Source organism: Helicobacter sp. 11S02629-2 (genome assembly GCF_002272875.1).
Taxonomy (GTDB): Bacteria; Campylobacterota; Campylobacteria; order Campylobacterales; family Helicobacteraceae; genus Helicobacter_I.
The window spans coordinates 1-25,435 of the sequence record NZ_MLAN01000006.1 but is presented as its reverse complement, the minus strand read 5'-3'; the positions used below and the strand labels follow the sequence as shown (position 1 = coordinate 25,435).

Genomic DNA, 25,435 nt, shown 5'->3' with positions numbered 1-25,435 from the left:
ATAGGCTAATAGTTGACATGCTTAAAAATGTAGATATATCAGATAAGTTAAAAGATGCAGATATCACAAGTCTTGAAAGCCTAAGTGAAGCTATAAGACATAGAATCTTAGAAGTGGTTAGTAAAAATGGAGGGCACCTAAGCTCTACTCTTGGCGCAGTTGATCTAATAGTTGGTATGCATGCTGTGTTTGACTGTGCTAAAAGCCCTTTTATCTATGATGTCAGCCATCAAACTTATGCACATAAGCTTATAACTGGGCGCTATAAAGAGTTTGAAACCCTACGTACATTTGGAGGCATAAGTGGCTTTACTAGCCCTTTTGAGAGCCCTAAAGACTACTTTATAGCAGGGCATAGTTCTACATCCATATCTTTAGGAGTTGGTGTTGCAAAGGCTAGGGCACTAGAAGATAATCCTAACAAGCCAGTAGTACTAGTTGGTGATGGTGCTATGAGTGCAGGGCTAATCTATGAAGCTATAAATGAGCTTGGTGATAGAAAATACCCCATGATAATAATCTTAAATGATAATGAGATGAGTATAGCTAAGCCCATAGGGGCGATATCTAGAATCTTATCTACTAGTATAGCTAGCCCGTTTTATCAGTCTTTTAGAGAAAAAGTTAAAAAGATACTTACAAAGGTTCCTCAAAGTGCTGCCTATCTTGCTAATAGATTTGAAGATGGTTTTAAGCTTATAACACCGGGTGTACTGTTTGAAGAGCTAGGATTAAACTATATAGGTCCAATAGATGGACACAATATAAAAGAGATAATCTCTACTTTAAAAGTAGCAAGCACTCTTAATAAGCCAGTTATAATCCACGCCCAAACTATAAAAGGCAAAGGCTACAAGATAGCTGAAGGAAGATATGAAAAGTGGCATGGAGTTGGGCCTTTTGACTTAAGCACAGGTAAAAGTTTAAGCGTTAAAAAGACCCTTTCTCCAACTGATGTTTTTGGAGCGACTTTAATGGAGCTTGCTAGAAAAGATGAAAAGATAGTAGGTGTAAGTGCTGCTATGCCTAATGGCACAGGCATTGCCAACCTTATAGAAGAGTTTCCAAGTCGCTTTTTTGATGTAGCTATAGCTGAACAGCACGCAGTGACTTCTATGGCTTCTTTTGCAAAAGAAGGCTTTAAGCCCTATGTTGCAATCTATTCTACTTTTTTACAAAGAGCTTATGATCAGATAGTGCATGATGTGTGCATCATGAGCTTGCCGGTAAGATTTTGCATAGATAGAGCAGGTATAGTTGGAGAAGATGGTGAAACGCACCAAGGCTTACTAGATGTATCCTATCTAAGAAGCCTTCCTAATATGATACTAGTTGCACCAAGAAGCTTAGAATCTTTAAAAGAAGTGCTAGCTTTTTCAACTACTGTCAATAATGCACCTTTTGCTTTTAGATACCCAAGAGGTAGTTTTATCTTAGATAAAGACTTGTATGTGAAAGGCTATAAAGAGGCTTTAGAGTCTAAAAAGATGCAAGTTTTAGTAGAGAGTAAAGATTCCAAAGTCTTATTACTTGGTTATGGTAATGGCGTGGGAAGGGCACTAAAAACACAAAAAGAGCTAAAGACAAAAGAAGTAGAAGTGGATGTTAGTGACTTAGTCTATCTAAAACCACTTGATAAAGAAGGCTTACTAAAAGCCTTTGAACGCTATGAATATATAGTTGTGCTAAGTGATAGCTATAAGCTTGGAGGTGTGGGTAGTGCGGTAAGTGAGCTTCAAGGAAGTTTTTTACTAGAAGGCAGGGCTATAAAAGCTAAGATAGTAAGTTTAGAAGTTGATGATATCTTTGTAAAACATGGCGCTACTAGTTTAGTTGAAAAGTCTCTTGGACTTGATAGTATGTCTTTGGCAGAGAAGATTTTAAATCTTATAAATATTAAAGGAGTATAAATGGACATAGATCCTAGTAAACAAAAAGCATTAGACTTAGCTATCAAACAAGTTGATAAGGCCTTTGGGAAGGGCATGCTTATAAGGCTAGGAGATAAGCAAGTAGAAAAGATAGATGCTATCTCTACTGGGTCTTTAGGAGTTGACTTAGCCCTTGGTATAGGCGGGATACCAAAAGGAAGGATTATAGAAGTTTATGGTCCTGAAAGTAGTGGTAAGACGACATTAAGCCTGCAGATAATAGCTCAGTGTCAAAAAGAAGGAGGGATATGTGCTTTTATAGATGCTGAGCACGCCCTTGATGTTTACTATGCTAAAAATCTAGGAGTAGATATAGAAAACCTCTACATCACTCAGCCAGATAATGGCGAGCAAGCCTTAGAGATACTAGAGACTTTAACTAGAAGTGGGGCTATTGATCTAATAGTAGTAGATAGTGTTGCTGCACTTACTCCAAAGGCTGAGATTGATGGTGATATGGGTGATCAGCATGTAGGTCTTCAAGCTAGACTTATGAGTCATGCTTTAAGAAAGATAGCAGGAGCACTTTCTAAGATGAACACTACTCTAATCTTCATCAACCAAATAAGAATGAAAATAGGCATGATGGGCTATGGAAGTCCAGAAACTACAACTGGTGGTAATGCTTTGAAGTTTTACGCAAGTGTTAGGATTGATATAAGACGTATAGCTAGCCTTAAGCAAGCAGAGCAAGTCATAGGAAACAGAGTAAAAGTAAAAATCGTAAAAAATAAAGTCGCCCCTCCTTTTAGAGAAGCAGAGTTTGACATCATGTTTGGTCAAGGTATAAGCAGACAAGGTGAGATCATAGACTATGGCGTAAAGCTTGACATCATAGATAAAAGTGGTGCTTGGCTAAGCTATGGCGATAGGAAGATAGGGCAAGGCAAAGAAAACGCTAAGCTTTTCTTAAAAGATAATCCAGACGTAGCCAAAGAGATAGAAGATAAGATAAAAGAGCAAATTGGCATGAGTGAAGAGATACTGCCTTTGCCAGATGAGCCAGAGGATGAAAACTTAGACTAAGTTTTATAGAATCTAGTTTTCTTTAGTTTTAGATTCTATAGATATGAAAATCTAAAAAATATAAAATTGCTAAATCGATGCAAGCACTTCTTTGTAATGACTAAAAGATAGATTCTATAAATTTATGGAATCTATTTTTATTAAACATCAATTGTGAGGAGAAAGCCATCACAAAAAGAAGGCACAACCTTTGAATTTGGCAATTAGATATTAAAAATAAGCAATCTTTTCAAAATCTAACAAACTAGCATCAAGTTATCTTTGACTTTAGTCAAAATAAGCATGCAGAGCACTAAGAAGTAAAACTCTATCAAAAACTAGACTTAGGGTCATACATAAAAGTCTTATAAGCCCTATATGGTGTTCTATCTATTCTTCTTATCAACTTAAGATCTTTTTAGTGCAATATTTTTTATCCTCCTTCCTCCAAAAGTTGCTATACTGTATCACTATACTGCCTATTGTAAGAAATGCTAAAAGATAGGTTATGCAAAAGGAGAGAAGATTGAAAAGCCAAAAGAGTAAAAAACCACCTTCGCACTTAAATGTCTTCAAGCAGCCTAAGGCTTTTTATCTTATATTTTCCATAGAGTTATGGGAGCGTTTTGGCTATTATGGCTTGCAGGCTATATTAGCAGTTTACTTAGCAAGGGAGATAGGGTTAGGAGAGTCAGATTCCATAACTTTGTTTTCTTCGTTTGCAGCACTTGTCTATGGACTAGTTGCTATTGGAGGGTGGCTAGGAGATAGGGTGCTTGGCACTAAGCGAGTTATACTTTTAGGGGCTATAGTCTTAGCTATAGGCTACGTGCTAGTAGCTTACTCCAATCATAGTGCAGGTATGATTTATATAGGTATGGCAACCATAGCTGTGGGTAATGGCCTTTTTAAAGCCAACCCTTCTTCTTTACTATCAACTTGCTATAAGAAAGATGACCCGCGTCTTGATGGTGCTTTTACGATGTATTACATGTCTATAAACATAGGCTCTTTTTTCTCCATGCTTATAACTCCCTTTTTAGCAAAGCACTATGGCTTTAGTGTTGCTTTTTCTTTAAGTGTAGTTGGTATGCTTATAGCCATTATAAACTTTGCTTTTTGTAAACGCTGGATAAAAGACTATGGCTCAAGACTAGATTTTAAGCCTTTAAACTTAAGAAATCTAAGCCTTACCATACTTGGCATCCTTATCTTAATAGGAGTTGCAACTTGGCTTTTACACTATCAGCATATAGCGCGTGCTGTGTTAGGGTTAATTGCCATAGTTGTTATCATACTTTTTGCTAAAGAGACTTTTTCCTTGCATGGGGCACCTAGAAGGAAGATGATATTAGCTTTTATCTTGATGATAGAATCTTTAATCTTTTTTGTACTCTACGCACAGATGCCAACTTCGCTAAACTTTTTTGCTATACATAATGTTTCTCACTCTATCTTTGGAATCTCTTTTCAACCTGAACAGTATCAAGCACTAAATCCTTTTTGGATAATCATAGCCAGTCCCATACTAGCCATCCTTTATAACAAACTTGGCGATACTTTGCCTATAACTATGAAGTTTGCCATAGGCATGGTGCTTTGCTCACTTGCTTTTTTAATCTTGCCACTAGGCACAAAGTTTGCCAATGACTTAGGGATAGTGTCTGTAAACTGGCTTATAGTTAGCTATCTTTTCCAAAGTGTAGGAGAGCTTATGATCTCAGGGCTTGGGCTTGCTATGGTAGCCCAGCTTGTGCCAGCACGTCTTATGGGCTTTATCATGGGGGCTTACTTTTTAACGTCTGCTGGGGCTAATATAGTAGGTGGCTATGTTGCTAATATGATGGCTGTGCCAAGTAATGTTAATAATGCCCTTGTGTCTTTAAAAGTATATGGGCATGTATTTTTACAAATAGGCATAGTTACTGCAGTCATCGCAGTTATCATGCTTATAAGTGCCCCTAAGCTTAATAATATGATGAAAAATTAAAACTCGTGCTATTAGGATAGTTTATAATAACCATACAGAGGTTTTTATAACTAATACTATAAAGGCAAGGCATGCGTAATATTTTATTTTGTGGGACACCAGAGTTTGCAAGAGATGTTTTATACTTTTTAAGCCAAAAGCACAACATCGTTGGCGTGTTAACTCAGCCAGATAGACCAAAGGGGCGAAAAAAGCAGCTTACTCCTCCTCCAGTTAAAGACTATGCTTTGAGTATTAATGTCCCAGTTTTTCAGCCAGAAAATCTAAAAGAAGGAATCATAGAGCCTTTAATGGAATCTTTAAGTAGGCTAGAGATTAATCTAGTAGTGGTTGTGGCTTATGGTCAGATACTTCCACAACTCTTCTTAGATATGTATAGATGCATTAACTTACATGGATCACTGCTTCCAAGCTATAGGGGGGCTTCTCCTATCCAGCAGATGATACTAAGTGATGATGAGACTTTTGGACTAAGTATCATAGATATGGATGCTGGGCTTGATAGTGGCGATATCTTATCTACTTGGTCTATAGATAGAAAGCTAGTAGATGGGCTTAATCTAATATCACTTTTAGAGCTTTTTGCTAAAGAAGGCGCTAGGATGCTAGATGAAGTGATAGATAATATAGATTCTATAACCCCTATAAAGCAAGATGCAAGTAAGGCAACTTACTGTAAAAAGATAGCTAAAAGTGATGGCTTAGTAGACTTTAATGATGCCTTAGATATCTATAAACGCTACCTTGCTTTTATAGCTTGGCCGGGCGTGTTTTTAGAATCTAATCTTAAACTTCATGATATATCTTTGCATGAGACAACTTCCATTAATGAGCCCGGTTTGATACTAGCCCTAAAAGATAAAGGCATAGTAGTGGGCTGCAAAAAAGGAAGCCTTCTTATAGGGCAGGTTACTCCAGATTCTAAAAGTAAGATGCAAGCTAGTAGCTATCTGCAGTCTTGTGGGCTTAAAGTAGGCGATAAACTAGCTTAGCTATCACTTAGCTAAAATGCACTTTTTATTAGATTCCAAAAAGTAAGGTTTTATAAAGACCATTTATCTCAGTATCACTTAGATGCAAGCAAGACTGAGAGCTTATGTAGTTAAAAAAGCTAGTTTTTTTCAGGGTAAAAGACTTAGGTAAGCACTTAGTACAGGCTAGATTAAAGCCTTTAGTTAAGGCTACTATCTCGCCAAGGGGCTCTTCACAAAGTGTGCAGTAACTAGCACTAAAGTCTCGCCCTTCATAGTTTAAAAGCTTAGAGTGCATCTGAAGTATGAGACTTTTTGGCTCTTGTCTTGCAAGCATGTGGCTACTAGATTCTAATAAGTCATAATAAAAGTTTGGGCACTCACTAACATCTTCTAAGTGGCGATTTAGTAGTCCTAAGTAACGCTGCCAGATATACATCTTATCTATATCAAGCTCAAAGTTGCGGTTTAGATGCATGATATTTCTAAGTTTTGGCATATGAAGTGAGTTAGCTTCAACTTCATAGTCTATCTTTCGCCCAACGTGCAAGATACTATGCCTTGCTCCATAGAATCTATAAAGGGTTTGCATCTTACCTCTAGTTAGGATTCTAACTATCAAGTCTTCTCTAGTAGATTTTATGATAGCTAGGATGTAGCCTTCCATCTTTTAGCTTTTTTAACCTACTCTACTGTTACGCTTTTTGCTAAGTTACGTGGCATGTCTACGTCATTACCGAGTCTTACTGCTATCTCTAAGGCAAGAAGTTGCAAGCAAGTCATCATGGAGAAAAACTCTTCCATATAGCTTTCATACTTTGGTATAAGCACTAAGTCATCAGCTAACTCAAAGTCTAGTGGACTTAAAGCACAGATTGTAGAATCTCTAGCAGCTAACTCTTCTACGTTGCTTTTTACTTTTTCATAAAGTAGGTTTTTAGGGATTAAAGCTAGGGTAAAAAGCCTTGCATCAGCTAGTGCTATAGGACCATGTTTCATCTCGCCACTTGGGTAGCCTTGGGCGTGAAGATAGCTTATCTCTTTTAGTTTTAAAGCTCCCTCTAAAGCTAGTGGGTAGAATACATCTCGCCCTATAAAGAAAAAGCCATGTCCGTGCAAATAGCGCTTACTTAAGCGTTTTAGTCTTTCGTGCATTTTAGATTCTATATGGGCTGCTTTTATACACCCAAGCATGGCTTTTATCTCGCTTTTTAGTCCTTTTTTATCGATGTTGCCATTTCTTAAGCCTAGATAAACGCTTAGTATCCAAAGTACCATGACTTGCGTTGCAAAAGCCTTAGTGCTAGCTACACCTTTTTCTATGCCAGCACGCGTAAGCAAGCTTGCATCACTTAGCCTAACTATAGAGCTATTATCAACATTACATATGCTTAGGGTTTTTAAGCCACTTCTTTTAGCTAGCTTTAAAGCCTCTAAAGTATCAGCAGTCTCACCACTTTGGCTAATTGCCACAAAAAGCTCATTTTTAGAGATGATGGGTTTGGCGTATCTAAACTCACTAGCTATCTCAGTGCTTGCTTTAATCCTAGCTTTGCGTTCTATTAAGTACTGACCTACAAGCCCTGCATGATAGCTAGTACCACAAGCACATATCCTTATAGAATCTATGCCTTCTAAAAGCTTATCATCTAACTCTTCTAGTCTTATGTCTTCTTCACCAACTCGCCCAAGCATACACTCTAGCAGCACTCTTTCTTGCTCATAGATCTCTTTTTCCATGTAGAATCTAAAGCCTTCTTTTTTTGAGCTTTCTTTACTGCCACTTAGTGGTCTTATATCCCTTAAACTGCTAAAGCCGCCAAGTTTCATCTCACCTATATCTCCATCTTGCAAGTAAGACACCTTATCAACCTTACCTATAAGAGGTGAGTCAGAACTTGCAAAGTAGATATCATCTTCCCTGCCTTCTCCTATAACTAGTGGACTTGCATTTTTTGCATAAAAGATGGAATCTGGACTTACCTTAGTTATAAGTAATATGGCATAAGCCCCTTTTAACTCGCCTATAGTTTTTTGAAAAGCAGCTAAAGGCTTATGCTTTTTTAGGTTTTCTTCAAAAAGGTGGACTATAACTTCAGTGTCAGTTTGACTTACAAAACTATGTCCTTTTTTGGTTAAGTCTTCTTTTAACTCAGCGTAGTTTTCTATTATCCCATTATGGACGACATTGCTAAAGCTTGCAGTGTGAGGGTGGGCGTTTAGCTCTGTAGGTTTGCCGTGTGTCGCCCATCTTGTATGACCTATAGCTACGCCAAAGCCAGAAGAGTTAAAGTCTTTAGTTTTAGATTCTAAGTTACTAAGTTTTCCAACTGCTTTATAAACTACTAACTCATTATCTTTAAGCACTGAAAGCCCAGCACTGTCATAGCCTCTATACTCAAGGTCTTTTAAGCCATCCATCACTATGGTCTTTTTTTCATTATCACCTATGTAGCCTATGATTCCACACATGGTTCTCCTTTATGTAGTTTGTAGTAGTTTGCTTGCATATTTTATCTTTTTATAGTGACTTAGTTTTTTTATATGTCACTTTTATGCCATTTTATCTTGGGCACTCTACTTCTAGCCTTGCAGGTCCTATGTTGTTAGGCAGGCTATCTAGGTCTAAAAGTAGGGCATGTTTTTCTTGTCTTTTTCCTTGAAAGGTTCTAGTTAGCAAAAGATTGCAGTTAGTTAGGCTTTTTGGCATGGGGGTTATAGTGTAAAGCTCATCACTTAGCCTTGAAACCGCAGAGATGTTAGGAGAGATCCTAGAGTAGAGGTTTGAGGGTTTTTGCGTGTTTCTATAGATCTTTATCTCTTGGTTGCTAGATTCCACTGAAGTTAGCCTACCATTCATGTCATACATCTTTTGAGTTTTAGCACTTGGGTAGTTTTCTAGTGTGTTTAAAAGGTTTTTTGATAAAAATAGCACCTTTCCTTGCCCGGTATTTATCAGATAGTTATTAGATAAAGGGATGATGTTAGAAACTACAAAGTAGACTTCTTTTTGCCCGCTTTTATTAGGGCTTGCTGGAAGGTTTTTACTCATAAAGTTATCTGCTTCAAGGCTGGTAAATAAAACTAGGGTAAGTAGGGGGATTATTTTTATAAGGTTACGCATAAAATCTCACTTTTTAGTTAAGGTATTATAATAACATCTAACGTTTTTAAATCGGCTTTTTTAATAGGAGATGGTTTTGCAACTTAGCAAGTATAGTGCTAGTGGGAATGACTTTTTAATATTTCATAGTTTTATATCACAAGATAGAAGTGCCTTAGCAAAAAGTATCTGTAATAGACACTTTGGTGTTGGAGCTGATGGCTTAGTAGTTTTGCTACCTTTAAAAGGAGACTTTAAGGAATCTTATAAGTGGGAGTTTTATAACGATGATGGAAGTAGGGCTGCTATGTGTGGTAATGCTTCAAGATGCGTGGCCTTTTATGCCGCACTTAATGGCCTTGCTAGCTTAAAACATAGCTTTTTAACTGAGGCTGGGCCTATAGAAGTTGAAGTCTTTCCGCACACAAACTTGCAGGCAGAAAGTATCTTAGAAGTTAGTTCTACTCTAGGTGAAGCAAAGCTTTTAAGCACTCATAAAGAAGAAGGCTTAGAGTTTTCTTTAGTGCTTATGAACATCCCTCACTTAGTGCACTTTGCAAAAACTAAAGAAGAGTTTTTAAGACTAACGCATAATCTTAGCTTTTTAAAAGCCCTAAGAGATAAGTATGATGCTAATGTTAATATCGCCTTTATAGAATCTAGTGGAGCACTAAGCTATGCTACTTTTGAAAGAGGCATAGAAGGTATAACTCTAGCTTGTGGCACTGGGGCATGTGCAGTTTACTCTTTGCTAAACATAGCAGAATCTAAAATCTTAATCCCACCTAGCAAAGAAAAACTTAGCGTTTTTAAAGTAGGGCAAAAGATAGGCTTTAAAGGGGAAGTAAAAAGGATCTGTGATATCAACATGGTTTTTTAAGTAGGCTTATCAACTAGCTAGGATTTTGTAAAAAAAGTTATGAGAAAAGGTAAAACTTGTTTTTTAAAATAATCTTTGTATGTGTAGCTGTGGTCTTACACATCTTTATCTACTATGCTTTGTTTCGATACGCTGGAGTTTACTCTCCACTTAGACATATCTTTAAGATACTAGTAACGCTAAATGCTATATTTTTAATAGCCAACTTTGTAGGGTCTAATGTAAAACTAAGCTCTTGGCTAAACACAGTCTTTGCTTCAAGCATAGGCATCATGTGGATATTTTTAGTAGCAAGCATAGTTTGTCTAATAGTTGTGCTTATAATAAGGGCTTTTAGCTACTACTACTATCACTCATTAAGCCCTTATATAGCAGCTGTGCTAATAATCATAGCCATAATTGCCATTATCGCTAGCTTTTATGAAGGCTATAGACTTCCTGCTATAAGAACGCAGACTATAGAGCTTAGTGGCCTTAAGCAAAACCTAAAAGTAGCAGTCATAGCAGACTTACACATAACTAAGCTAGTAAAACCAAAAGAAGTAAAAAATATAGTGGCTGAGGTTAATAGCCTAAAGCCAGATCTAGTCTTTTTAGTAGGTGATATCATAGATACTTACTATGTGAGTGCTAGAAACTCAGCTAGCGAGTTAAAAGCACTAAATGCTCCTCTTGGAATCTATTACGTTTTAGGGAATCATGAGTATCACTATGATATAGATAATATAATAAAAGCCTTTCAGACTATGAATTTTAAAGTACTTATGAACTCTGAAGTAAGCCTTGATGAAGTCGGACTAAACATAGCTGGTATCTCAGATATGTCTAGTGCTAGATATAAAATAGAGCCTAGTAGTAACCTAGCGCCAAATCTTACAAAAGCCTTAGAGTTTGCTAACCCTTCATATCCAACAGTACTGCTTGCCCATCAGCCAAAGGTGATACAGCTAGTAGGGGATAAGAAAGTAGACTTAGTAGTCTCTGGGCACACTCATGGCGGGCAGATCTTTCCTTTTAACTTTTTAGTGCCTTTGCAGCAGCCTTATGTTAGGGGGCTTCATGAGTATGAAAAAGGTAAGTTTATATATGTAAGTGTTGGGACTGGTCAGTGGGGAGCACCCATGAGGCTTTTTGCAAGAAGAGAGATAACGCTTTTAAATCTTAAGGCAAGCAGATAAGTAAAACTTTAAACTAAGTACTAGATTCTAAGGCTGGCAAATCTTAAGTCAAGAAGTTTTAAGTCAAGAAGCCCTAAGCAAAGAATTTTTAAAGTAAGAGACATTAAAGCAAAGATTTGGGCTAGAGATAGAATCTTTTAAATCCATCCTAAACCCCGCTATCTTTAAGTCTTGCTTTAAGTTTTGCTTGCCACAGGTCTTTTTCTTAAGCTTACTTGTAAAGATTTGGAATCTTTTAGTAAGACTTAAGCTAACTTATACAAACTTTTTTATATCTCTTTTAAGATCTAAGAAGTTAGACTGAATCATCTGGCTTATATCTTGTATGCTTTGAGAGTTGTTTACATTGTGATTAATGACATTTTTTATCTCTACTACTTCTTTGTTTATATCTTCTATAGTGCTTTGTATATTATTAGCTGCGTTTAAGACTACAAAGATAGTTTTTAGATTTTCATGAAACTTAGAATCTAGTTTTGCTATATTATCCCCTACGACGTTTGCTTTTTCTAAGACTTCGCCTAGACTTTTTCTATTAGCCTCCATAGCTTGATAGTTTGAAGTGACCCCTTCTATCATCTCTTGTATGTTGCCATCAATTGCCCCAAGGTTGCTTTGTGTGGTTTGAGCAAGCTTTCCTATCTCATCAGCAACTACTGCAAAGCCACGCCCATGCTCACCAGCCCTCGCTGCTTCTATAGCAGCATTTAATGCTAAGAGGTTAGTTTGCTTTACTATTTGATGGATGATGGTTAGTATCTCTTTTATGCCATCTGCTTTTTTGTTTAGGCTACTTAGATTGCGTATAACTTCTTCATCAAGGTCATATGTTTCTTTTGTGTGCGTCCTTAGATTAGACATGGCATCATCTAGGTCTTTAAAGTCTTGTATCATGCCTTCATTTCTAGCTTTGTTTTCATTTATACCACCTACAAACTTTTCTAGACTTTTTTGTGAGATCTCAGTACTAGTAGATATCTTTTGCATGATGTTTTCTTCTTTCTTAGTTAGCTCATTAGAAGATATGGCTATGTTTTTTAAGCTATTAGATAAAGATGTGCCATTATTGATACTAGTTTTTACTAGTGTTATGGTTCCATTAAGACTAGTTTTAAAGCTTTCTATATGATGTAAAACTGTACTTACTTCATTACTCCATCTAGTATCTGCGTTAATCTTTTGATCAAGTTTTAAGTTTCCAAGCTCTGAAGCTATAGTCTTTGACATCTTAGTGCCCCACTTGTTTTCATCTAGGTCGTGGATAAGCAAAAAGACAGCACAGACATACTGTACGATCTCACCTACTAGGTTGTCAGTAAAAAAGTAGGCATTAAGAACTAACACTATGATTCCAACTATGTGTATAAATCTCATCCGTTGATAAAGTGATCTTATATTCATGACGATGACCTTTGTTAAATAAAGTTTATCTTTTAGTTAGATATAAAATAAAATAAAATGATTAATGTGGTATTGATTATATATAAGCTAATAATGAAATGTATAGAAACTAACTAAAACTTTACCAAAGCTAGATTCTTTGTTTAGTTTAAACTAGATAAAAGATAGGCTATCAAGGCACTGAGGATATTTAAGCTTTTTGATTTAGCTCAGTGAAAATCTTTTCTAAAGCTTCTTTTTTCTTTAGTATCTCTATATTTTCTTCTGCTGCTACTATGCTTATATCTCGCAAAGCTTCTATGTTGGAATCTATATCGCTTAGATTTATATCCTCACTAATCTTGCTTTCTTCTATAAACTCGACATTTTTAAAACTAGCCTCATTTGCATTAAAGACCTCCTCTTTAGGACAGTCTTTACTTAGCTTATTTAAAATATTTTCTTTATATGTATCTTCCATGTATAAGTTTTTAAGCTCAACTTCAAGTTTTGAGTTAGTTAGCTCTAGCTCTAGTACTTTATCTTTTAGATTTATAAGCTTAACTATGCCTTTTTTATAGTAGCTATAAAGCTCTTCTCCATAGACTTTTTGGGCTATCCTAGCCCTTGCTATATTGCCATTTTTTACATGTACGTTAACTATATCTAAGGGAGCAAACTCTTTGAAAAAATACTCTATATCTAAGAAGTCTTTGCTTTGTGTGTTAGATTCCACATCATTATCTTCTAGGGTTTCTTTTTCAAGTTTTGTTTTATAAAGCTTAGCTTTGCTTTGTAAGTCTGCAAGCTCTATACGTAGTAAGTTTAGTTCACTATGTGCATCTTTTAGCAAGGTATTAGCCTCTAGTAAGTCTTGCGTTACAAGCTTTAATTCTTCTTCTTTGCTTTCTAGCTCGGCATTTTTAGAATCTAAAAAGTTTAGGAATTTAAGCTTTTCTTTATCGAAAATCTCTTCTATCTGCCAAGCTTCTTTTATCGTGCCAAGTTTTGTTATGAACTCTAGAAATACCTTTTGATCATCTATCTCTGAGACAACGTCTGCTAGTTTTACTCTTTCGTCTTTTTCCAATTTATAAATAACCTTTTGAAGTATGTATAGTTTTTAGAGTTTTTAAAAACTGTGTGTGGTTTAAAAATAGTAAGTCATAAAGTGGGTGTGATTATAATCTTTTAGAACTTATTTTTCAACATTCTACTGTGTTAACTAAGGGCTAGTTTGTAAGAGATTTGTTTGGAACTTTAGAAATTTAAAAATGGTAAATATTGTCCTTATTAAAAGGAAATATTTTACTGTGTTGCTTGACTATGTATAGGGCTTTCAAGTAGAATAACGTCTTTACAAAACGCAAAATTTTGCATAAATTCATAAGGACATATATGGAAAAGATTAGACTTAAGCTTAGAGCCTATGACCATAGAGTGCTGGATAGATCAGTATCTTCTATAGTTAATGCTGTTAAACGTACAGGTTCTGAGATCATAGGACCAGTGCCTTTGCCTACACGCAAAAGACGCTATACAGTTATACGTTCTCCTCACGTTAATAAAGATTCTAGAGAGCAATTTGAGATAAGAAAACACAGTCGTATAATAGACATTATGTCTGCTACTCCAAATACAGTCGAAAGCCTAATGAAGCTTGACTTAGCGCCTGAAGTAGACGTAGAAGTTATGACTTTAAAGTAGAGGTTGCAAGCGATGGAATTTATAGTACAAAAAATTGGGATGAGTAGAACGATAAGCACTCCTAGCGAGGCAGTGACTTTACTAAAAGTTCTAAATGCTAAAGTTTGCAGCGTAAAAGATAACAAAGCGCTTGTTGCTTACTCTAAGGGCAAAAATATGAATAAAGCCATAGAAGGTCAACAAAAAAAGTATAACCTAAGCAAAGAGTTTAATACTTTTGCTACTTTAAAAGTTGCTAGCAGCGAGGCTACTAGTCTAGATTTAGAAGCACTTCAAAATGGAAAAACACTAAAAGTTTCTTTTAATACAAAAGGAAGAGGCTTTAGTGGTGTTATGAAAAGATGGAACTTCCAAGGTGGTCCGGGCGGACACGGAAGTAGATTCCACAGACGTCCAGGGTCAATTGGTAATAGAGAGTGGCCAGGTCGTGTTCAAAAAGGTAAAAAAATGGCTGGTCAATATGGAGACGAGTTAGTAAGCGTAAAAAGTCAGATTATCTCTTTTGATAAAGATAGCAGTATCTTGGTGTTAAAAGGTTCAGTTCCGGGCTTCAACAGCGCATATGGAAAAATAAGTATTTTATAGGCAAAGGTAAGAGATGAGTAAAGCAATTATATTAGATGATGGACTAGCAAGAGTTAGTGAAGTAGAGTTGCCAGCCCATTATACAGATATAAATGAACACAATTTGTATTTGTATATAAAGTCGTATTTGGCCAGCTGCAGAAGCAATAATGCATCAGCTAAGACTAGAGGCAATGTAAGCGGTGGTGGTAAAAAGCCATGGGCACAAAAAGGCGGTGGTCGTGCGAGAGCTGGAAGTATAACTTCTCCTATATTTGTAGGTGGGGGTGTGAGCCATGGACCAAGTAATAATAAAAACTATGATATAAAAATCAATAGAAAACAAAAAAAACTAGCACTTGAGTATGCTTTAAACCAGAAAGCAAACGAAGGCAAATTATATGTAAAACCTAGCCTTAGCGTAAGTAGCGGTAAGACAAAAGATGCTTATAAGATAGTTAAGGGACTAAATGAGAGAACTACTTTACTTGTGTTAAAAGATATGAGTGAATCTACATTTTTAGCTTACAGAAACATTAGTCAATGTTATCCTGTAGAGCTTAATTCGCTTAATGCTTATCTCATTGCGTATTTTAGATCTGTTGTATTTGAACAAGCAGCATTTGACGAGATAGTGAAAAAGGATTAATGTATGGCAGATATTACTGATATAAAAACTATTTTATACACTGAGAAATCATTAAACTTACAAGAAAGTGGAGTGATAGTAGTTCAGACTTCTACTCGTGTGACAAAGAATAAGTTAAAAGAAATTTTTAAAGACTATTTTGGTTTTACACCTTTAAGGATAAACTCTCTAAGACAAGATGGTAAATCAAAAAGAGTTAAATCAAAAGACGGCAAGCAGGCAATGGGAACTAGAGCAAACTTCAAAAAGTTCTATGTGAAGATTCCAGAAGGCGCGAACATTGATTCGCTTTCAGTGTAAGGAGAGAGAAGTATGGCTGTAAAAACATATAAACCATATACACCTAGCAGAAGGTTTATGAGCAACCTTAGCTCAAATGATATAACTGCAAAACCAAGCGTTAGAAGCTTACTTATAAAACTACCAGTTACTGCTGGAAGAAACAATAATGGAAGAATCACTAGCCGTCACAAAGAAGGTGGAGCAAAAAAACTTTATAGAATCATAGACTTCAAAAGAGATAAGTTTAACATCGAAGGAAAGATAGTAGCTATAGAGTATGACCCATACAGAAACTGCCGCATAGCACTAGTTAGCTATAAAGATGGTGATAAGCGTTATATCATCATGCCAAGTGGTAATAAACTAGGAGATACTATTATCTCAGCTGAAAGCGGACTTGATATAAAAAGCGGTTTTGCTATGAAACTTAAAAATATACCTATAGGAACTATAGTTCACAATATAGAGCTTCATCCAAAAGCTGGTGGAAGCATAGCTAGAAGTGCAGGCGCAAGTGCACAGATAATGGGTCGTGAAGGCAAATATATCATTCTAAGAATGCCAAGTGGTGAGATGAGATACATTTTAGAAGAGTGTATGGCTACTATTGGTGTTGTTGGTAATGAAGACTTCGCAAACATCTCTATAGGTAAAGCTGGAAGAAACAGGCACTTAGGCGTAAGACCGCAAACTAGAGGTAGTGCGATGAACCCAGTAGATCACCCTCACGGTGGTGGTGAAGGTAAGACTGGTTCTAGTGGTCACCCAGTTTCTCCTTGGGGAACTCCTGCAAAAGGATTTAAGACAAGACGTAAAAAAGCTAGCGATAAGCTAATTATTTCAAGAAAGAAAAAGTAAGGATAGTAAATGGCAAGGTCAATTAAAAAAGGTCCTTTTGTAGATTCCCACTTAGAGAAGAAGGCGTTGAAAGCAAAAGAGACAAAAGATAATAAACCTATTAAAACATGGTCAAGAAGAAGTACTATCTTGCCTGAGATGATAGGATTAACATTTAGCGTTCATAACGGAAGGGCATTTATCCCCGTTTATGTCACAGAAAATCATGTAGGATATAAACTTGGCGAGTTTGCTCCTACAAGAACTTTCAAAGGACACAAGGGTAGTGTCCAAAAGAAAATCGGAAAGTAGGTAGGTAAGAATGAGTACTGCAATATTAAAATACACTAGATTATCACCTACTAAAGCTAGACTTATAGCTAGACAAGTACAAGGTATGAACGCAGAGTTAGCACTTGCTAGCTTAGAGTTTACTCCTAATAAAGCCGCAAGATTAATTTATAAAACTATAGCATCAGCTGTTGCAAACGGTGGATTTGAAGCAAGTAGCGTACATATCATTTCTTGTAGAGTTGATGCTGGTCCAGTTTTACGTCGTTTTATGCCACGCGCTAGAGGGAGGGCTACTCCTATTAGAAAACCTATGGCACATATTTTTGTCGAAGTGGATGAAGTCAAAGAGAAAAAATCTAGCAAAAAAAGTAAAGGCGAGGTTAAGTAGATGGGTCAAAAAGTCAATCCAATAGGGCTAAGATTAGGTATAAATAGAAATTGGGCCTCTAGATGGTTTCCAAACAGTAGAAAGACTCCTACAAATATAGGAGAAGACCACGCTATTAGAAAATTCCTAAAAAAAGAACTTTACTATGCTGGTATTAGTGAGATCATTATAGAAAGAGCAGCTTCAAAACTTAGAGTTACTGTTGTAGCAGCAAAACCCGGCCTTATCATAGGTAAGAAAGGTGCTGCTATAGAAGAAGTAAAAGAAACTCTAAAAAAGTTAGTTGATAAAGATGTTGCTATTAACATTAAAGAAGTTAAAAGAGCACAAGCTAACTCACAGCTTGCAGCAGAAAATATAGCAACTCAGCTTGAAAAGCGTGTGGCTTTTAGACGTGCTATGAAAAAAGTTATGCAAGCTGCTATGAAAAATGGTGCTAAAGGTATCAAAGTTAAAGTTTCTGGAAGATTAGCAGGAGCTGAGATGGCGAGAACTGAGTGGTATATGGAAGGAAGAGTTCCATTACACACTTTGAGAGCAAAGATAGATTATGGTTTTGCTGAAGCTGCTACTACTTATGGGATCATAGGTGTAAAGGTATGGATATTTAAAGGTGAGGTTCTTCAAAAAGGCTTGCATGTAGAAAAAGAAGCTGAAGAACAAGATGGAAGAGCAAGAGCTAGGAAAGGGAGACAATAACTATGTTGATGCCAAAACGAAGCAAATTCAGAAAGCAAATGAAGGGTAGAAACCGTGGTCTTACTTACCGCGGTTTTAGCCTTGCGTTTGGAAATATTGGTATAAAAGCACTAGAGCATGGAAGAATAGATTCAAGACAGATAGAATCTGCTAGGGTTGCTATGACTAGACACACAAAAAGGGCTGGAAAAGTTTGGATAAGAGTTTTTCCAGATAAACCTTTGACTGCAAAACCTTTAGAAACTCGTATGGGTAAAGGTAAAGGTAGTGTTGATAAGTGGGTGATGAACATTCAGCCGGGCAGAATCATATATGAAATGTTGGGCATAGATGAAGCTACTGCAAGAGAAGCCCTTGCTTTAGCACAAAGCAAATTGCCTTTTAAAACTAAGATTGTTACTAGCGAGAATGAAAATGAAATTTATTGATCTAAAAAATAAGAGCTTGAATGAATTAAATGAGCTTTTGAAGGAAAAAAAAGGAGAGCTTTTTACTCTTAGAATCAAACTTAAGACTATGCAATTAACAAAGTCACATGAGATTTCTATAGTAAAAAAAGATATAGCTAAAATTTATACAGCGCTGAATTTATTAAAAGAAACTGTGTCTGATACAGAGAAAAAGGATAGCTAGTGAGTGAAAATCAAGCCCACAAGAGGGTTATACAAGGCAGAGTAGTTAGTATCGCTGGCGATAAAAGTGCGGTGGTACTTGTTGAAAGAAGGGTTGTGCATCCAAAGTATAGAAAAATCGTTAAAAGATTTAAAAGATACACCATTCACGATGAAGAAAACAAGTCTAGAGTGGGCGATGTTGTAACTGCTATTGAGTGCAGACCTATTTCTAAAAATAAGTCTTTTAAACTAAAAGATATAGTTGTTGTAGGAGTAGGTGAATGATACAGAGTTTTACAAGACTAAGTGTTGCTGATAATAGTGGCGCAAAAGAGGTAATGTGCATTAAGGTTTTAGGCGGAAGTCACAGAATGTATGCAAGCGTAGGCGATGTTATAGTTGTGTCTGTAAAACGTGCTATACCTAATGGCAAGGTAAAAAAAGGTCAAGTTTTAAAAGCAGTTGTTGTTAGAACTAAAAAAGAAATCCATAGAGATAATGGATCTTTAGTTAGATTTGATGATAACGCGGTTGTTATATTGGATAACAAAAGAGAGCCTTTAGGCACTCGTATATTTGGTCCTGTTAGTAGAGAAGTGCGATATGCAAATTTTATGAAAATAGTGTCGTTAGCTCCGGAGGTATTATAAGTGGTTAAATGTAAGATAAAAAAAGGTGATAATGTTAAAGTTATCACTGGTGATGATAAGGGCAAAAGTGGTGAAGTGCTTTTTGTTTTCCCAAAGGAAAGGAAGGTAGTAGTAAAAGGCTGCAACCTTGCGAAAAAAGCTATCAAGCCTGATGATGAAAATAAAAAAGGTGGATTTATCGCAAAAGAGATGCCTCTTGATATATCAAATGTTAAAAAGATAGAGGAGAAATAATGTTTGCGTTAAGAGAACTCTATAAAACTGAGATAAAAGAAAAGTTAAAATCTGAGCTTAATATAACCAACCCTATGTTGGTACCAAAAATTGAAAAAATAGTTATAAGTGTTGGTGCAGGTGAATATGCTAAAGAAGCAAAGATTATGCAAAACATAGCAGATACTATTTCTTTAATAGCAGGTCAAAAAGCCTTAATAACTAAGGCTAAAAAGTCTGTTGCTGGTTTTAAGATGAGAGAAGGTATGCCTATGGGTGTTAAAGTAACTTTGAGAGGGAAGTTGATGTATAACTTCTTAGAAAAGTTAATCGTTGTAGCCCTTCCTCGTGTTAAAGACTTTAGAGGTGTTCCTCAAAATGGCTTTGATGGCAGAGGAAATTACAGTTTTGGTTTAAAAGAGCAGTTGATGTTCCCTGAAGTAGTTTATGATGATATTATGGTAACTCATGGTATGAATATAACTATAGCAACTACTGCAAATGATGATAAGTCGGCATATAAATTATTGGAATTATTCGGTATTCCATTTGCGAAAGGAAGATAATGGCAAAGAAGTCTATGATAGCTAAGGCAAAAAGAAAGCCTAAGTTTAAAGTTAGAGGTTACACAAGATGTCAGATATGTGGGAGACCTCACTCTGTTTATAGAGACTTTGGAATATGTCGCGTTTGTTTACGTAAGATGGGTAATGAAGGCCTGATACCCGGCCTTAGAAAAGCTAGTTGGTAAGGTGAAAGCATGGTAAATGATATAATCGCAGATTCTATAACACGCATTAGAAATGCTTCTATGAGAAAACTTGATAATACACAACTGTATTATGGAAAGATAGTAGTTAGCATCTTAGAAGTTTTCAAACAAAGAAACTTTATAAAAGACTACCGCGTAGATGATAAAGACAACAAACAAAGCATATTTGTCCAGTTAGCTTACGATGATAGAGGTAATAGTGTCATTAGTGAATTAAAGAGGATAAGTAAGCCAGGAAGAAGAATCTATAGATCAAAAGATGAGCTAAAAAGATTTAAAAATGGTTATGGAATCATAGTTGTTAGCACTTCAAAAGGTGTTATAGCAAATGATGAAGCCTATAAGTTAAATGTCGGCGGTGAAGCGCTTTGCAGTATTTGGTAGGAGAGATATATGTCAAGAGTAGGTAAGAAGCCAATTAATATTCCAAGTGGAATCGAAGTGAGTATTAATGGGAGCAACATTGCTTTTAAAAATTCAAAATTAGTTAGAAACTTAGAAACATTTAACCGTGTGAAGATTGAGTATAGCAACAACGAGCTAGTTTTTGCTGCTATAGATTCTGCACCACAATCACGTGCATTTTGGGGTACTTATAGAGCACTAGCTAACAATATAGTTATTGGTTTAAGTAGTGGTTTTGTTAAGACACTAGAAATCAACGGAGTTGGTTATAGAGCTAGTGTTAATGGTAAAACTTTAGAGCTACTTTTAGGTTTTTCCCACCCTATTAAATATCCAATCCCTGAAAATATAGAAATAAGTGTTGAAAAAAACCTTATTACTATAAAAGGTATAGATAAGCAACAAGTTGGGCAAATAGCCGCTGAGATAAGAGATTTCAGACCACCAGAGCCATATAAAGGTAAGGGTGTTAAATACAGTGATGAAACTATTATCAGAAAAGCTGGTAAAACATCTAAAAAATAACCATAATTTATAAGTAAGGCGAAAAATGATAGCTAAGATTTTAGAAAGAAAAAAGCAATTACGACTAAAAAGGAAATTGCGCGGTAGGGCTAAATGTGTAGGTTGTGAGACAAAACCTAGAGTTAGTGTCTTTAGATCTAATAAACACTTTTATGCACAGGCTATAAATGACGCATTAGGCACAACTGTTGCGTCAATAGATGGATGTAAGTTAAAAGTTGGGAACAATAAAGAAGATGTTGCAAAGTTAGCAACAGAGTTTGCCAACATCCTTAAAGAAAAAGGTATAGCTGAAGTAGTGTTTGATAGAAACGGATATTTGTATCATGGTGTAGTTGCGACTTTTGCACAAACACTAAGAGATAATGGCATAGTTCTTTAAGGAGAAGAAATGGAAATCAACAAAGAGGAATTTAGCGAAGTAGTTGTAAATATAGGTCGCGTTACTAAAGTTGTAAAAGGCGGACGTAGATTTAGATTTAATGCTTTAGTGGTTGTTGGAAACAAGAATGGTCTTGTAGGTTTTGGACTTGGGAAGGCAAAAGAAGTTCCAGATGCTATCAAAAAAGCAGTTGATGATGCATTTAAGAATATCATCTATGTAAACATCAAAGGGACGACTATAGCCCACGATATAGAGCACAAATACAATGCAAGCAAGATCATGCTAAAACCAGCAAGTGAAGGTACAGGTGTTATAGCAGGTGGATCTGCTAGACCAGTAGTTGAACTAGCAGGTATTAGAGATATCCTTACAAAGTCACTTGGTTCTAGCAACCCTTACAACGTTGTGCGTGCTACTATTGGTGCATTAGCAAGAATAAAAGCTTAAGGGAGAAAAAGTCATGCTAGAAAAAATACAACCTGCCAAAGGTAGTACAAAAGATATAAAAAGAGTAGGACGTGGTCAAGGCTCTGGTATGGGTAAGACTGCTACTCGTGGTGGTAAGGGTCAAACTGCTAGAACTGGTTATAAGGCAAAAAGAGGTTTTGAAGGTGGACAACAACCACTTCAAAGAAGACTTCCTAAAGTTGGCTTTACTTCTAGAGTAGTTAAACCTTACGTTATAAATGTAGATAAGCAAGTAGGACTAGAAAACTTAAGCGAGATAACTTTAGAATCTATAAAAACAGTTTATAAGATTCCACTTTATGTTGTAAAAGTGAAGTTGATAGGAACAAAAGCTAAGTCTCTAGTATCTAAAATTAAAGATGAAAGAATCGTTACTAGCGGAAGTCTATAATGAATAGAGCGATCTTAAATAAGATATTAATCACATTGGCATTTCTCTTCGCCTATAGATTATTATCTTATGTTCCAATTCCCGGAGTTGACCCTAGTGCACTAAAACAGTTTTTTGATGCTAACGCTGGTGGGGCTTTGGGGTTATTTAATACATTTAGTGGTCACGCAGTTGAAAGACTAAGCATTATCTCCTTAGGCATCATGCCCTACATTACAGCATCCATTGTAATGGAACTACTATCTGCAACTTTTACCAATATAGGAAAGATGAAAAAAGAACGTGACGGTATGCAAAAATATATGCAAATCATACGTTATCTAACTATCTTTATAACCATTATACAAGCAGGAAGCGTAAGCTATGGGCTAAATAGTATAGGTGGACATGGTGGTAATGCTATCTTGATTAATATGTCGCTTTTTGTCGTAGTGTCTATATTTTCTATGCTAGCTGGGACTATGCTTCTTGTGTGGATAGGTGAGCAGATAACTCAAAAAGGTATAGGTAATGGTATCTCTCTTATAATCTTTGCAGGTATTGTTTCTGGAATCCCAAGTGCTATAGGTGCAGAGTTTAATGCAGTAAGTGTTAATGATAAGAGTATCCTTTCTCTAATAGGCATCATAGTAGTAGTCCTTGTGACAGTTTTTATCATCATTTATATAGAACTAGGTGAAAGAAGGATCCCAGTTTCTTATGCTAGAAAAGTGATTATGCAAAACCAAAACAAGCGTATCATGAACTACATACCAGTTAAGTTAAACCTAAGTGGGGTTATACCACCTATCTTTGCCTCAGCACTTTTGGTCTTTCCTTCAACTATACTGCACGCAAGCTCTAATAAGGTCTTGTTAGCTATAGCTGACTTTTTAAATCCAGCAGGGTATGGATATAACATCTTAATGTTTATATTCATCATCTTTTTCTCTTTCTTTTACTCTTCTATAGTCTTTAACTCTAAAGATATAGCAGATAACTTAAAAAGACAAAATGGCTACATACCGGGTCTTAGACCAGGTGAAAGCACAGCCCACTATCTAAACAAAGTAGCGGGGCATCTGACATTTTGGGGTGCTTTATATCTAGCTATCATTTCAACTGTTCCATGGTTACTACTCCACTTTATGGGAGTACCTTTCCTCTTTGGTGGAACTTCAGTGCTAATCGTTGTGCAAGTTGCCATAGACACTATGCGTAAGATTGAAGCTCAGATATATATGAGTAAGTATCAGACCTTGAGTGCTGTTGGTATTTAACTATGATACCGGTAAGAAACAAAAAAGAAATAGAATCTCTAAGACTAGCCTCCCTTGAAGTAGCCTTAGCTTTAGAGCTTGCTAGCTCTATGGCAAAGCCCGGAGTTAGCTTACTAGAGATAGATAGGGCAGTTGAAGACTTTATGAAGTCTAGAAATGTAAAGCCAGCCTTCAAAGGTCTTTATGGCTTTCCTAATGCAGTTTGTATCTCTTTAAATGAAGTCGTAATACACGGTATACCAACTGACTATAAGCTAAAAGAAGGCGATATAGTAGGCTTTGATACAGGTAGTAACTTGGATGGCTGGTTTGGAGATGGTGCTGTTACTGTAGGCGTAGGTAAGATTTCTAGTAGTGATGAAAAACTTCTTGCTTCTTCTTTTAATACTTTAAATAATGTAATAGATAATATAAGAGCTGGTATGCGTTTTAAAGAGATTAGCAGCATGCTAGAACAAAATATCCGCCAGTCTGGCTTTGTGCCACTTGAAGGCTACTGTGGCCATGGTATAGGTAGAAAGCCTCACGATGCACCTGAGATTCCAAACTATGCTACTGGTCCTTTAAATAGTGGCCCAAAAGTCAAAGAAGGGATGATATTTTGTCTTGAACCTATGGTTTGTCAAAAAAGTGGTAAGCCTAAGATTTTAGGAGATAAGTGGTCTGTTGTAAGTGAAGATGGGCTAAATACTTCTCACCATGAGCACACAGTCGCCATAGTTGATGGCAAAGCTAAAATACTAACGCAAATATAAGTTATAAAAGGATTACGTTTGGCTAAAGATGATGTTATAGAAACAGATGGAAGGGTTATAGAGGCTTTGCCTAGTACTACTTTTAGAGTAGAGCTTGCTAATGGGCATGTAGTTTTATGTCATATAGCAGGTAAGATGAGGATGAATAAGATTAATATCTTGCAAGGTGATAAGGTAAAGATTGAACTTACACCTTATAGTCTTGATAAAGGTAGGATAGTTTATCGCTATCCACGTAATGAGGCCTCTTCTTCATCGCAGAGCTAACTGCTTATAGCTTTTACAACATCGCTAATACTTCGTTTTCAACATAAGATTTTAATCTTGTGTTGAATCTACTTTCAGCTTTATCAAATTTGTAGTTAAATATCAAATAATCAACCATTTTATTAAGTATAGAAACTCCATTATTACAAGTCTTGCTTAAGTAAATTGTGGCAGTTTTATATAAAATAATATAGTTATCTTTACGCTAAAAGCACAGCAGGCGCGATTAAGCAAGTATAAAAACTCATAAAAAGAATCCATAAAAGTAAAAATATTGATTTGTTATAATTGAAGTAGAGGTTGCCCTAAGAGGGTGGTGCCTCTTAGGTGTATATCTCGTTCCAAAAAAGGAAGGAGGTGATGCCTAATGAAAAAGATTCCCAAAATCTTAGTTTTCATTATACTAGTTATTTTATTAACCTGTACTAAAGTCTACTAAGAATAAAAGCTAAAAACTAGAAAGGCACTTCTCAAAAAGCCTTTTAGCAAGCCTAGTTTTTAGTTAGTCTTTTTCAAAGAAACTTGCGCTATCGCTTGTTTTCACCCTCTTGAAGTTGCTTGCTTACCCTTACTTAATATAACTTAATCGCTAAGCACACCTTTTTAAAAGCTAGATCTTTACTAATTTCCATCCAACTCCACAAACCACCAACCTAAACTTACTAATACTAAAAGCTAAGCTTCTCTCACTATGTAAAAGTTAAGCCTTCTCTTTCTTTCTTCTATTTTAGTAAAAGATCATTTTAATATTTAAAGTGAAAAAGAGCTAAAAATAGCTAAAAGTAAAATCTTATTTCATTTTTAGTATTAACTAATAAATATTTTTTATAAAAGTTTTCACTTTAAGCTTCCTTTAATACAAAAAAAAAAAAA

34 protein-coding genes are annotated in these 25,435 nt (G+C 35.9%); 29 read left to right on the top strand and 5 right to left on the bottom strand.

All coding sequences use genetic code 11. The features are described from left to right. Positions 1 to 17 precede the first annotated feature (17 nt). The 4 genes from dxs (at position 18) to fmt (ending at position 5,918) form a co-directional block, all read left to right on the top strand. Positions 18 to 1,910 (top strand): 1-deoxy-D-xylulose-5-phosphate synthase, encoded by a 1,893-nt coding sequence (dxs, locus tag BKH40_RS04900; protein ID WP_095277610.1) that lies wholly within the window; start codon positions 18 to 20, stop codon positions 1,908 to 1,910. Beyond that, positions 1,911 to 2,957, top strand: a complete 1,047-nt coding sequence (gene recA / locus BKH40_RS04895) for a recombinase RecA (RefSeq protein ID WP_095277455.1) — start codon at positions 1,911 to 1,913, stop codon at positions 2,955 to 2,957. Between the two features lie 505 nt (positions 2,958 to 3,462). After that, positions 3,463 to 4,926, top strand: a complete 1,464-nt coding sequence (gene dtpA, locus BKH40_RS04890; RefSeq protein ID WP_219350155.1) for a dipeptide/tripeptide permease DtpA — start codon at positions 3,463 to 3,465, stop codon at positions 4,924 to 4,926. A 71-nt stretch (positions 4,927 to 4,997) separates the two neighbouring features. Continuing rightward, positions 4,998 to 5,918, top strand: coding sequence for a methionyl-tRNA formyltransferase (gene fmt, locus BKH40_RS04885; RefSeq protein WP_095277452.1), 921 nt, complete (start codon positions 4,998 to 5,000; stop codon positions 5,916 to 5,918). A gap of 28 nt (positions 5,919 to 5,946) precedes the next feature. On the opposite strand, the gene recO is transcribed toward fmt, so the two are convergent. The 3 genes from recO to BKH40_RS04870 all read right to left on the bottom strand — a co-directional run bounded on the left by recO (position 5,947) and on the right by BKH40_RS04870 (position 9,021). Beyond that, the gene (recO, locus tag BKH40_RS04880; protein ID WP_095277451.1) at positions 5,947 to 6,564 is read right to left on the bottom strand and encodes a recombination protein RecO; all 618 of its coding nucleotides are present in this window, start codon (positions 6,562 to 6,564) and stop codon (positions 5,947 to 5,949) included. Positions 6,565 to 6,581: 17 nt separating this feature from the next. Next, the gene (gene glmS, locus BKH40_RS04875; RefSeq protein WP_095277449.1) at positions 6,582 to 8,369 is read right to left on the bottom strand and encodes a glutamine--fructose-6-phosphate transaminase (isomerizing); all 1,788 of its coding nucleotides are present in this window, start codon (positions 8,367 to 8,369) and stop codon (positions 6,582 to 6,584) included. Positions 8,370 to 8,460: 91 nt separating this feature from the next. Continuing rightward, on the bottom strand, positions 8,461 to 9,021 hold the full coding sequence (locus BKH40_RS04870) for a hypothetical protein (protein WP_095277448.1): 561 nt from the start codon (positions 9,019 to 9,021) through the stop codon (positions 8,461 to 8,463). A gap of 70 nt (positions 9,022 to 9,091) precedes the next feature. Between BKH40_RS04870 and dapF the strand changes: the two genes are divergently transcribed. Then, positions 9,092 to 9,880 (top strand): diaminopimelate epimerase, encoded by a 789-nt coding sequence (dapF, locus tag BKH40_RS04865; protein ID WP_257842518.1) that lies wholly within the window; start codon positions 9,092 to 9,094, stop codon positions 9,878 to 9,880. Positions 9,881 to 9,936: 56 nt separating this feature from the next. Beyond that, on the top strand, positions 9,937 to 11,058 hold the full coding sequence (locus tag BKH40_RS04860) for a metallophosphoesterase (RefSeq protein WP_095277444.1): 1,122 nt from the start codon (positions 9,937 to 9,939) through the stop codon (positions 11,056 to 11,058). Positions 11,059 to 11,313: 255 nt separating this feature from the next. Here the strand turns inward: BKH40_RS04860 and BKH40_RS04855 are convergent, their stop codons facing one another. Together BKH40_RS04855 and mua are read right to left on the bottom strand one after the other, a co-directional pair. Continuing rightward, on the bottom strand, positions 11,314 to 12,459 hold the full coding sequence (locus BKH40_RS04855) for a methyl-accepting chemotaxis protein (protein WP_095277442.1): 1,146 nt from the start codon (positions 12,457 to 12,459) through the stop codon (positions 11,314 to 11,316). Positions 12,460 to 12,649: 190 nt separating this feature from the next. Next, the gene (gene mua / locus BKH40_RS04850; protein WP_095277441.1) at positions 12,650 to 13,528 is read right to left on the bottom strand and encodes a nickel-binding protein Mua; all 879 of its coding nucleotides are present in this window, start codon (positions 13,526 to 13,528) and stop codon (positions 12,650 to 12,652) included. Positions 13,529 to 13,836: 308 nt separating this feature from the next. Between mua and rpsJ the strand changes: the two genes are divergently transcribed. From rpsJ to infA, 23 genes are read left to right on the top strand one after another with little or no spacing between them, the layout of a single operon-like run. Then, positions 13,837 to 14,145, top strand: a complete 309-nt coding sequence (gene rpsJ / locus BKH40_RS04845) for a 30S ribosomal protein S10 (RefSeq protein ID WP_095228365.1) — start codon at positions 13,837 to 13,839, stop codon at positions 14,143 to 14,145. A 12-nt stretch (positions 14,146 to 14,157) separates the two neighbouring features. Continuing rightward, positions 14,158 to 14,730, top strand: a complete 573-nt coding sequence (gene rplC / locus BKH40_RS04840; RefSeq protein WP_095277439.1) for a 50S ribosomal protein L3 — start codon at positions 14,158 to 14,160, stop codon at positions 14,728 to 14,730. Between the two features lie 13 nt (positions 14,731 to 14,743). Further along, the gene (rplD, locus tag BKH40_RS04835) at positions 14,744 to 15,358 is read left to right on the top strand and encodes a 50S ribosomal protein L4 (RefSeq protein ID WP_095277438.1); all 615 of its coding nucleotides are present in this window, start codon (positions 14,744 to 14,746) and stop codon (positions 15,356 to 15,358) included. A gap of 3 nt (positions 15,359 to 15,361) precedes the next feature. Next, on the top strand, positions 15,362 to 15,658 hold the full coding sequence (locus BKH40_RS04830) for a 50S ribosomal protein L23 (protein ID WP_095228358.1): 297 nt from the start codon (positions 15,362 to 15,364) through the stop codon (positions 15,656 to 15,658). A gap of 12 nt (positions 15,659 to 15,670) precedes the next feature. Beyond that, positions 15,671 to 16,498 (top strand): 50S ribosomal protein L2, encoded by an 828-nt coding sequence (gene rplB, locus BKH40_RS04825; protein ID WP_095277436.1) that lies wholly within the window; start codon positions 15,671 to 15,673, stop codon positions 16,496 to 16,498. Positions 16,499 to 16,507: 9 nt separating this feature from the next. Further along, positions 16,508 to 16,789 (top strand): 30S ribosomal protein S19, encoded by a 282-nt coding sequence (gene rpsS / locus BKH40_RS04820; protein ID WP_095277434.1) that lies wholly within the window; start codon positions 16,508 to 16,510, stop codon positions 16,787 to 16,789. Between the two features lie 10 nt (positions 16,790 to 16,799). Beyond that, the gene (rplV, locus tag BKH40_RS04815; RefSeq protein ID WP_095277433.1) at positions 16,800 to 17,159 is read left to right on the top strand and encodes a 50S ribosomal protein L22; all 360 of its coding nucleotides are present in this window, start codon (positions 16,800 to 16,802) and stop codon (positions 17,157 to 17,159) included. Beyond that, complete coding sequence (gene rpsC, locus BKH40_RS04810) at positions 17,160 to 17,858, top strand: 30S ribosomal protein S3 (RefSeq protein ID WP_095277431.1); 699 nt, start codon at positions 17,160 to 17,162, stop codon at positions 17,856 to 17,858. It abuts the gene before it with no gap. Positions 17,859 to 17,860: 2 nt separating this feature from the next. Further along, positions 17,861 to 18,286, top strand: coding sequence for a 50S ribosomal protein L16 (rplP, locus tag BKH40_RS04805; protein ID WP_095228347.1), 426 nt, complete (start codon positions 17,861 to 17,863; stop codon positions 18,284 to 18,286). After that, a complete protein-coding gene (gene rpmC / locus BKH40_RS04800; RefSeq protein ID WP_095228345.1) occupies positions 18,273 to 18,491 on the top strand; it encodes a 50S ribosomal protein L29 in 219 nt (72 codons plus the stop codon). Before rplP ends, rpmC begins: the two co-directional genes overlap by 14 nt. Beyond that, positions 18,491 to 18,757, top strand: a complete 267-nt coding sequence (rpsQ, locus tag BKH40_RS04795) for a 30S ribosomal protein S17 (RefSeq protein ID WP_095277429.1) — start codon at positions 18,491 to 18,493, stop codon at positions 18,755 to 18,757. The genes rpmC and rpsQ overlap by 1 nt, the downstream gene beginning before the upstream one ends. Beyond that, a complete protein-coding gene (gene rplN / locus BKH40_RS04790) occupies positions 18,754 to 19,122 on the top strand; it encodes a 50S ribosomal protein L14 (protein WP_095277428.1) in 369 nt (122 codons plus the stop codon). The genes rpsQ and rplN overlap by 4 nt, the downstream gene beginning before the upstream one ends. Then, positions 19,123 to 19,356 (top strand): 50S ribosomal protein L24, encoded by a 234-nt coding sequence (rplX, locus tag BKH40_RS04785; RefSeq protein ID WP_095277426.1) that lies wholly within the window; start codon positions 19,123 to 19,125, stop codon positions 19,354 to 19,356. Further along, positions 19,356 to 19,901, top strand: a complete 546-nt coding sequence (gene rplE, locus BKH40_RS04780; RefSeq protein WP_095277425.1) for a 50S ribosomal protein L5 — start codon at positions 19,356 to 19,358, stop codon at positions 19,899 to 19,901. The genes rplX and rplE overlap by 1 nt, the downstream gene beginning before the upstream one ends. After that, the gene (locus BKH40_RS04775; protein ID WP_095228335.1) at positions 19,901 to 20,086 is read left to right on the top strand and encodes a type Z 30S ribosomal protein S14; all 186 of its coding nucleotides are present in this window, start codon (positions 19,901 to 19,903) and stop codon (positions 20,084 to 20,086) included. Before rplE ends, BKH40_RS04775 begins: the two co-directional genes overlap by 1 nt. Before the next feature lie 9 nt (positions 20,087 to 20,095). Continuing rightward, positions 20,096 to 20,491, top strand: coding sequence for a 30S ribosomal protein S8 (gene rpsH, locus BKH40_RS04770; protein ID WP_095277423.1), 396 nt, complete (start codon positions 20,096 to 20,098; stop codon positions 20,489 to 20,491). 9 nt (positions 20,492 to 20,500) lie between these two features. Continuing rightward, positions 20,501 to 21,037, top strand: coding sequence for a 50S ribosomal protein L6 (rplF, locus tag BKH40_RS04765; RefSeq protein ID WP_095277421.1), 537 nt, complete (start codon positions 20,501 to 20,503; stop codon positions 21,035 to 21,037). 25 nt (positions 21,038 to 21,062) lie between these two features. Further along, entirely contained in the window at positions 21,063 to 21,419 is a 357-nt protein-coding gene (gene rplR / locus BKH40_RS04760) for a 50S ribosomal protein L18 (RefSeq protein ID WP_095277420.1), read from the top strand. Positions 21,420 to 21,428: 9 nt separating this feature from the next. Beyond that, positions 21,429 to 21,869, top strand: a complete 441-nt coding sequence (gene rpsE / locus BKH40_RS04755; protein WP_095277418.1) for a 30S ribosomal protein S5 — start codon at positions 21,429 to 21,431, stop codon at positions 21,867 to 21,869. A gap of 13 nt (positions 21,870 to 21,882) precedes the next feature. After that, positions 21,883 to 22,281, top strand: coding sequence for a 50S ribosomal protein L15 (rplO, locus tag BKH40_RS04750; RefSeq protein WP_095277416.1), 399 nt, complete (start codon positions 21,883 to 21,885; stop codon positions 22,279 to 22,281). Beyond that, positions 22,281 to 23,540, top strand: a complete 1,260-nt coding sequence (gene secY, locus BKH40_RS04745) for a preprotein translocase subunit SecY (RefSeq protein ID WP_095277414.1) — start codon at positions 22,281 to 22,283, stop codon at positions 23,538 to 23,540. The genes rplO and secY overlap by 1 nt, the downstream gene beginning before the upstream one ends. A 2-nt stretch (positions 23,541 to 23,542) precedes the next feature. Then, a complete protein-coding gene (gene map, locus BKH40_RS04740; RefSeq protein WP_095277412.1) occupies positions 23,543 to 24,295 on the top strand; it encodes a type I methionyl aminopeptidase in 753 nt (250 codons plus the stop codon). 18 nt (positions 24,296 to 24,313) lie between these two features. Continuing rightward, on the top strand, positions 24,314 to 24,562 hold the full coding sequence (infA, locus tag BKH40_RS04735) for a translation initiation factor IF-1 (protein ID WP_095277410.1): 249 nt from the start codon (positions 24,314 to 24,316) through the stop codon (positions 24,560 to 24,562). Positions 24,563 to 25,435: the final 873 nt, after the last annotated feature.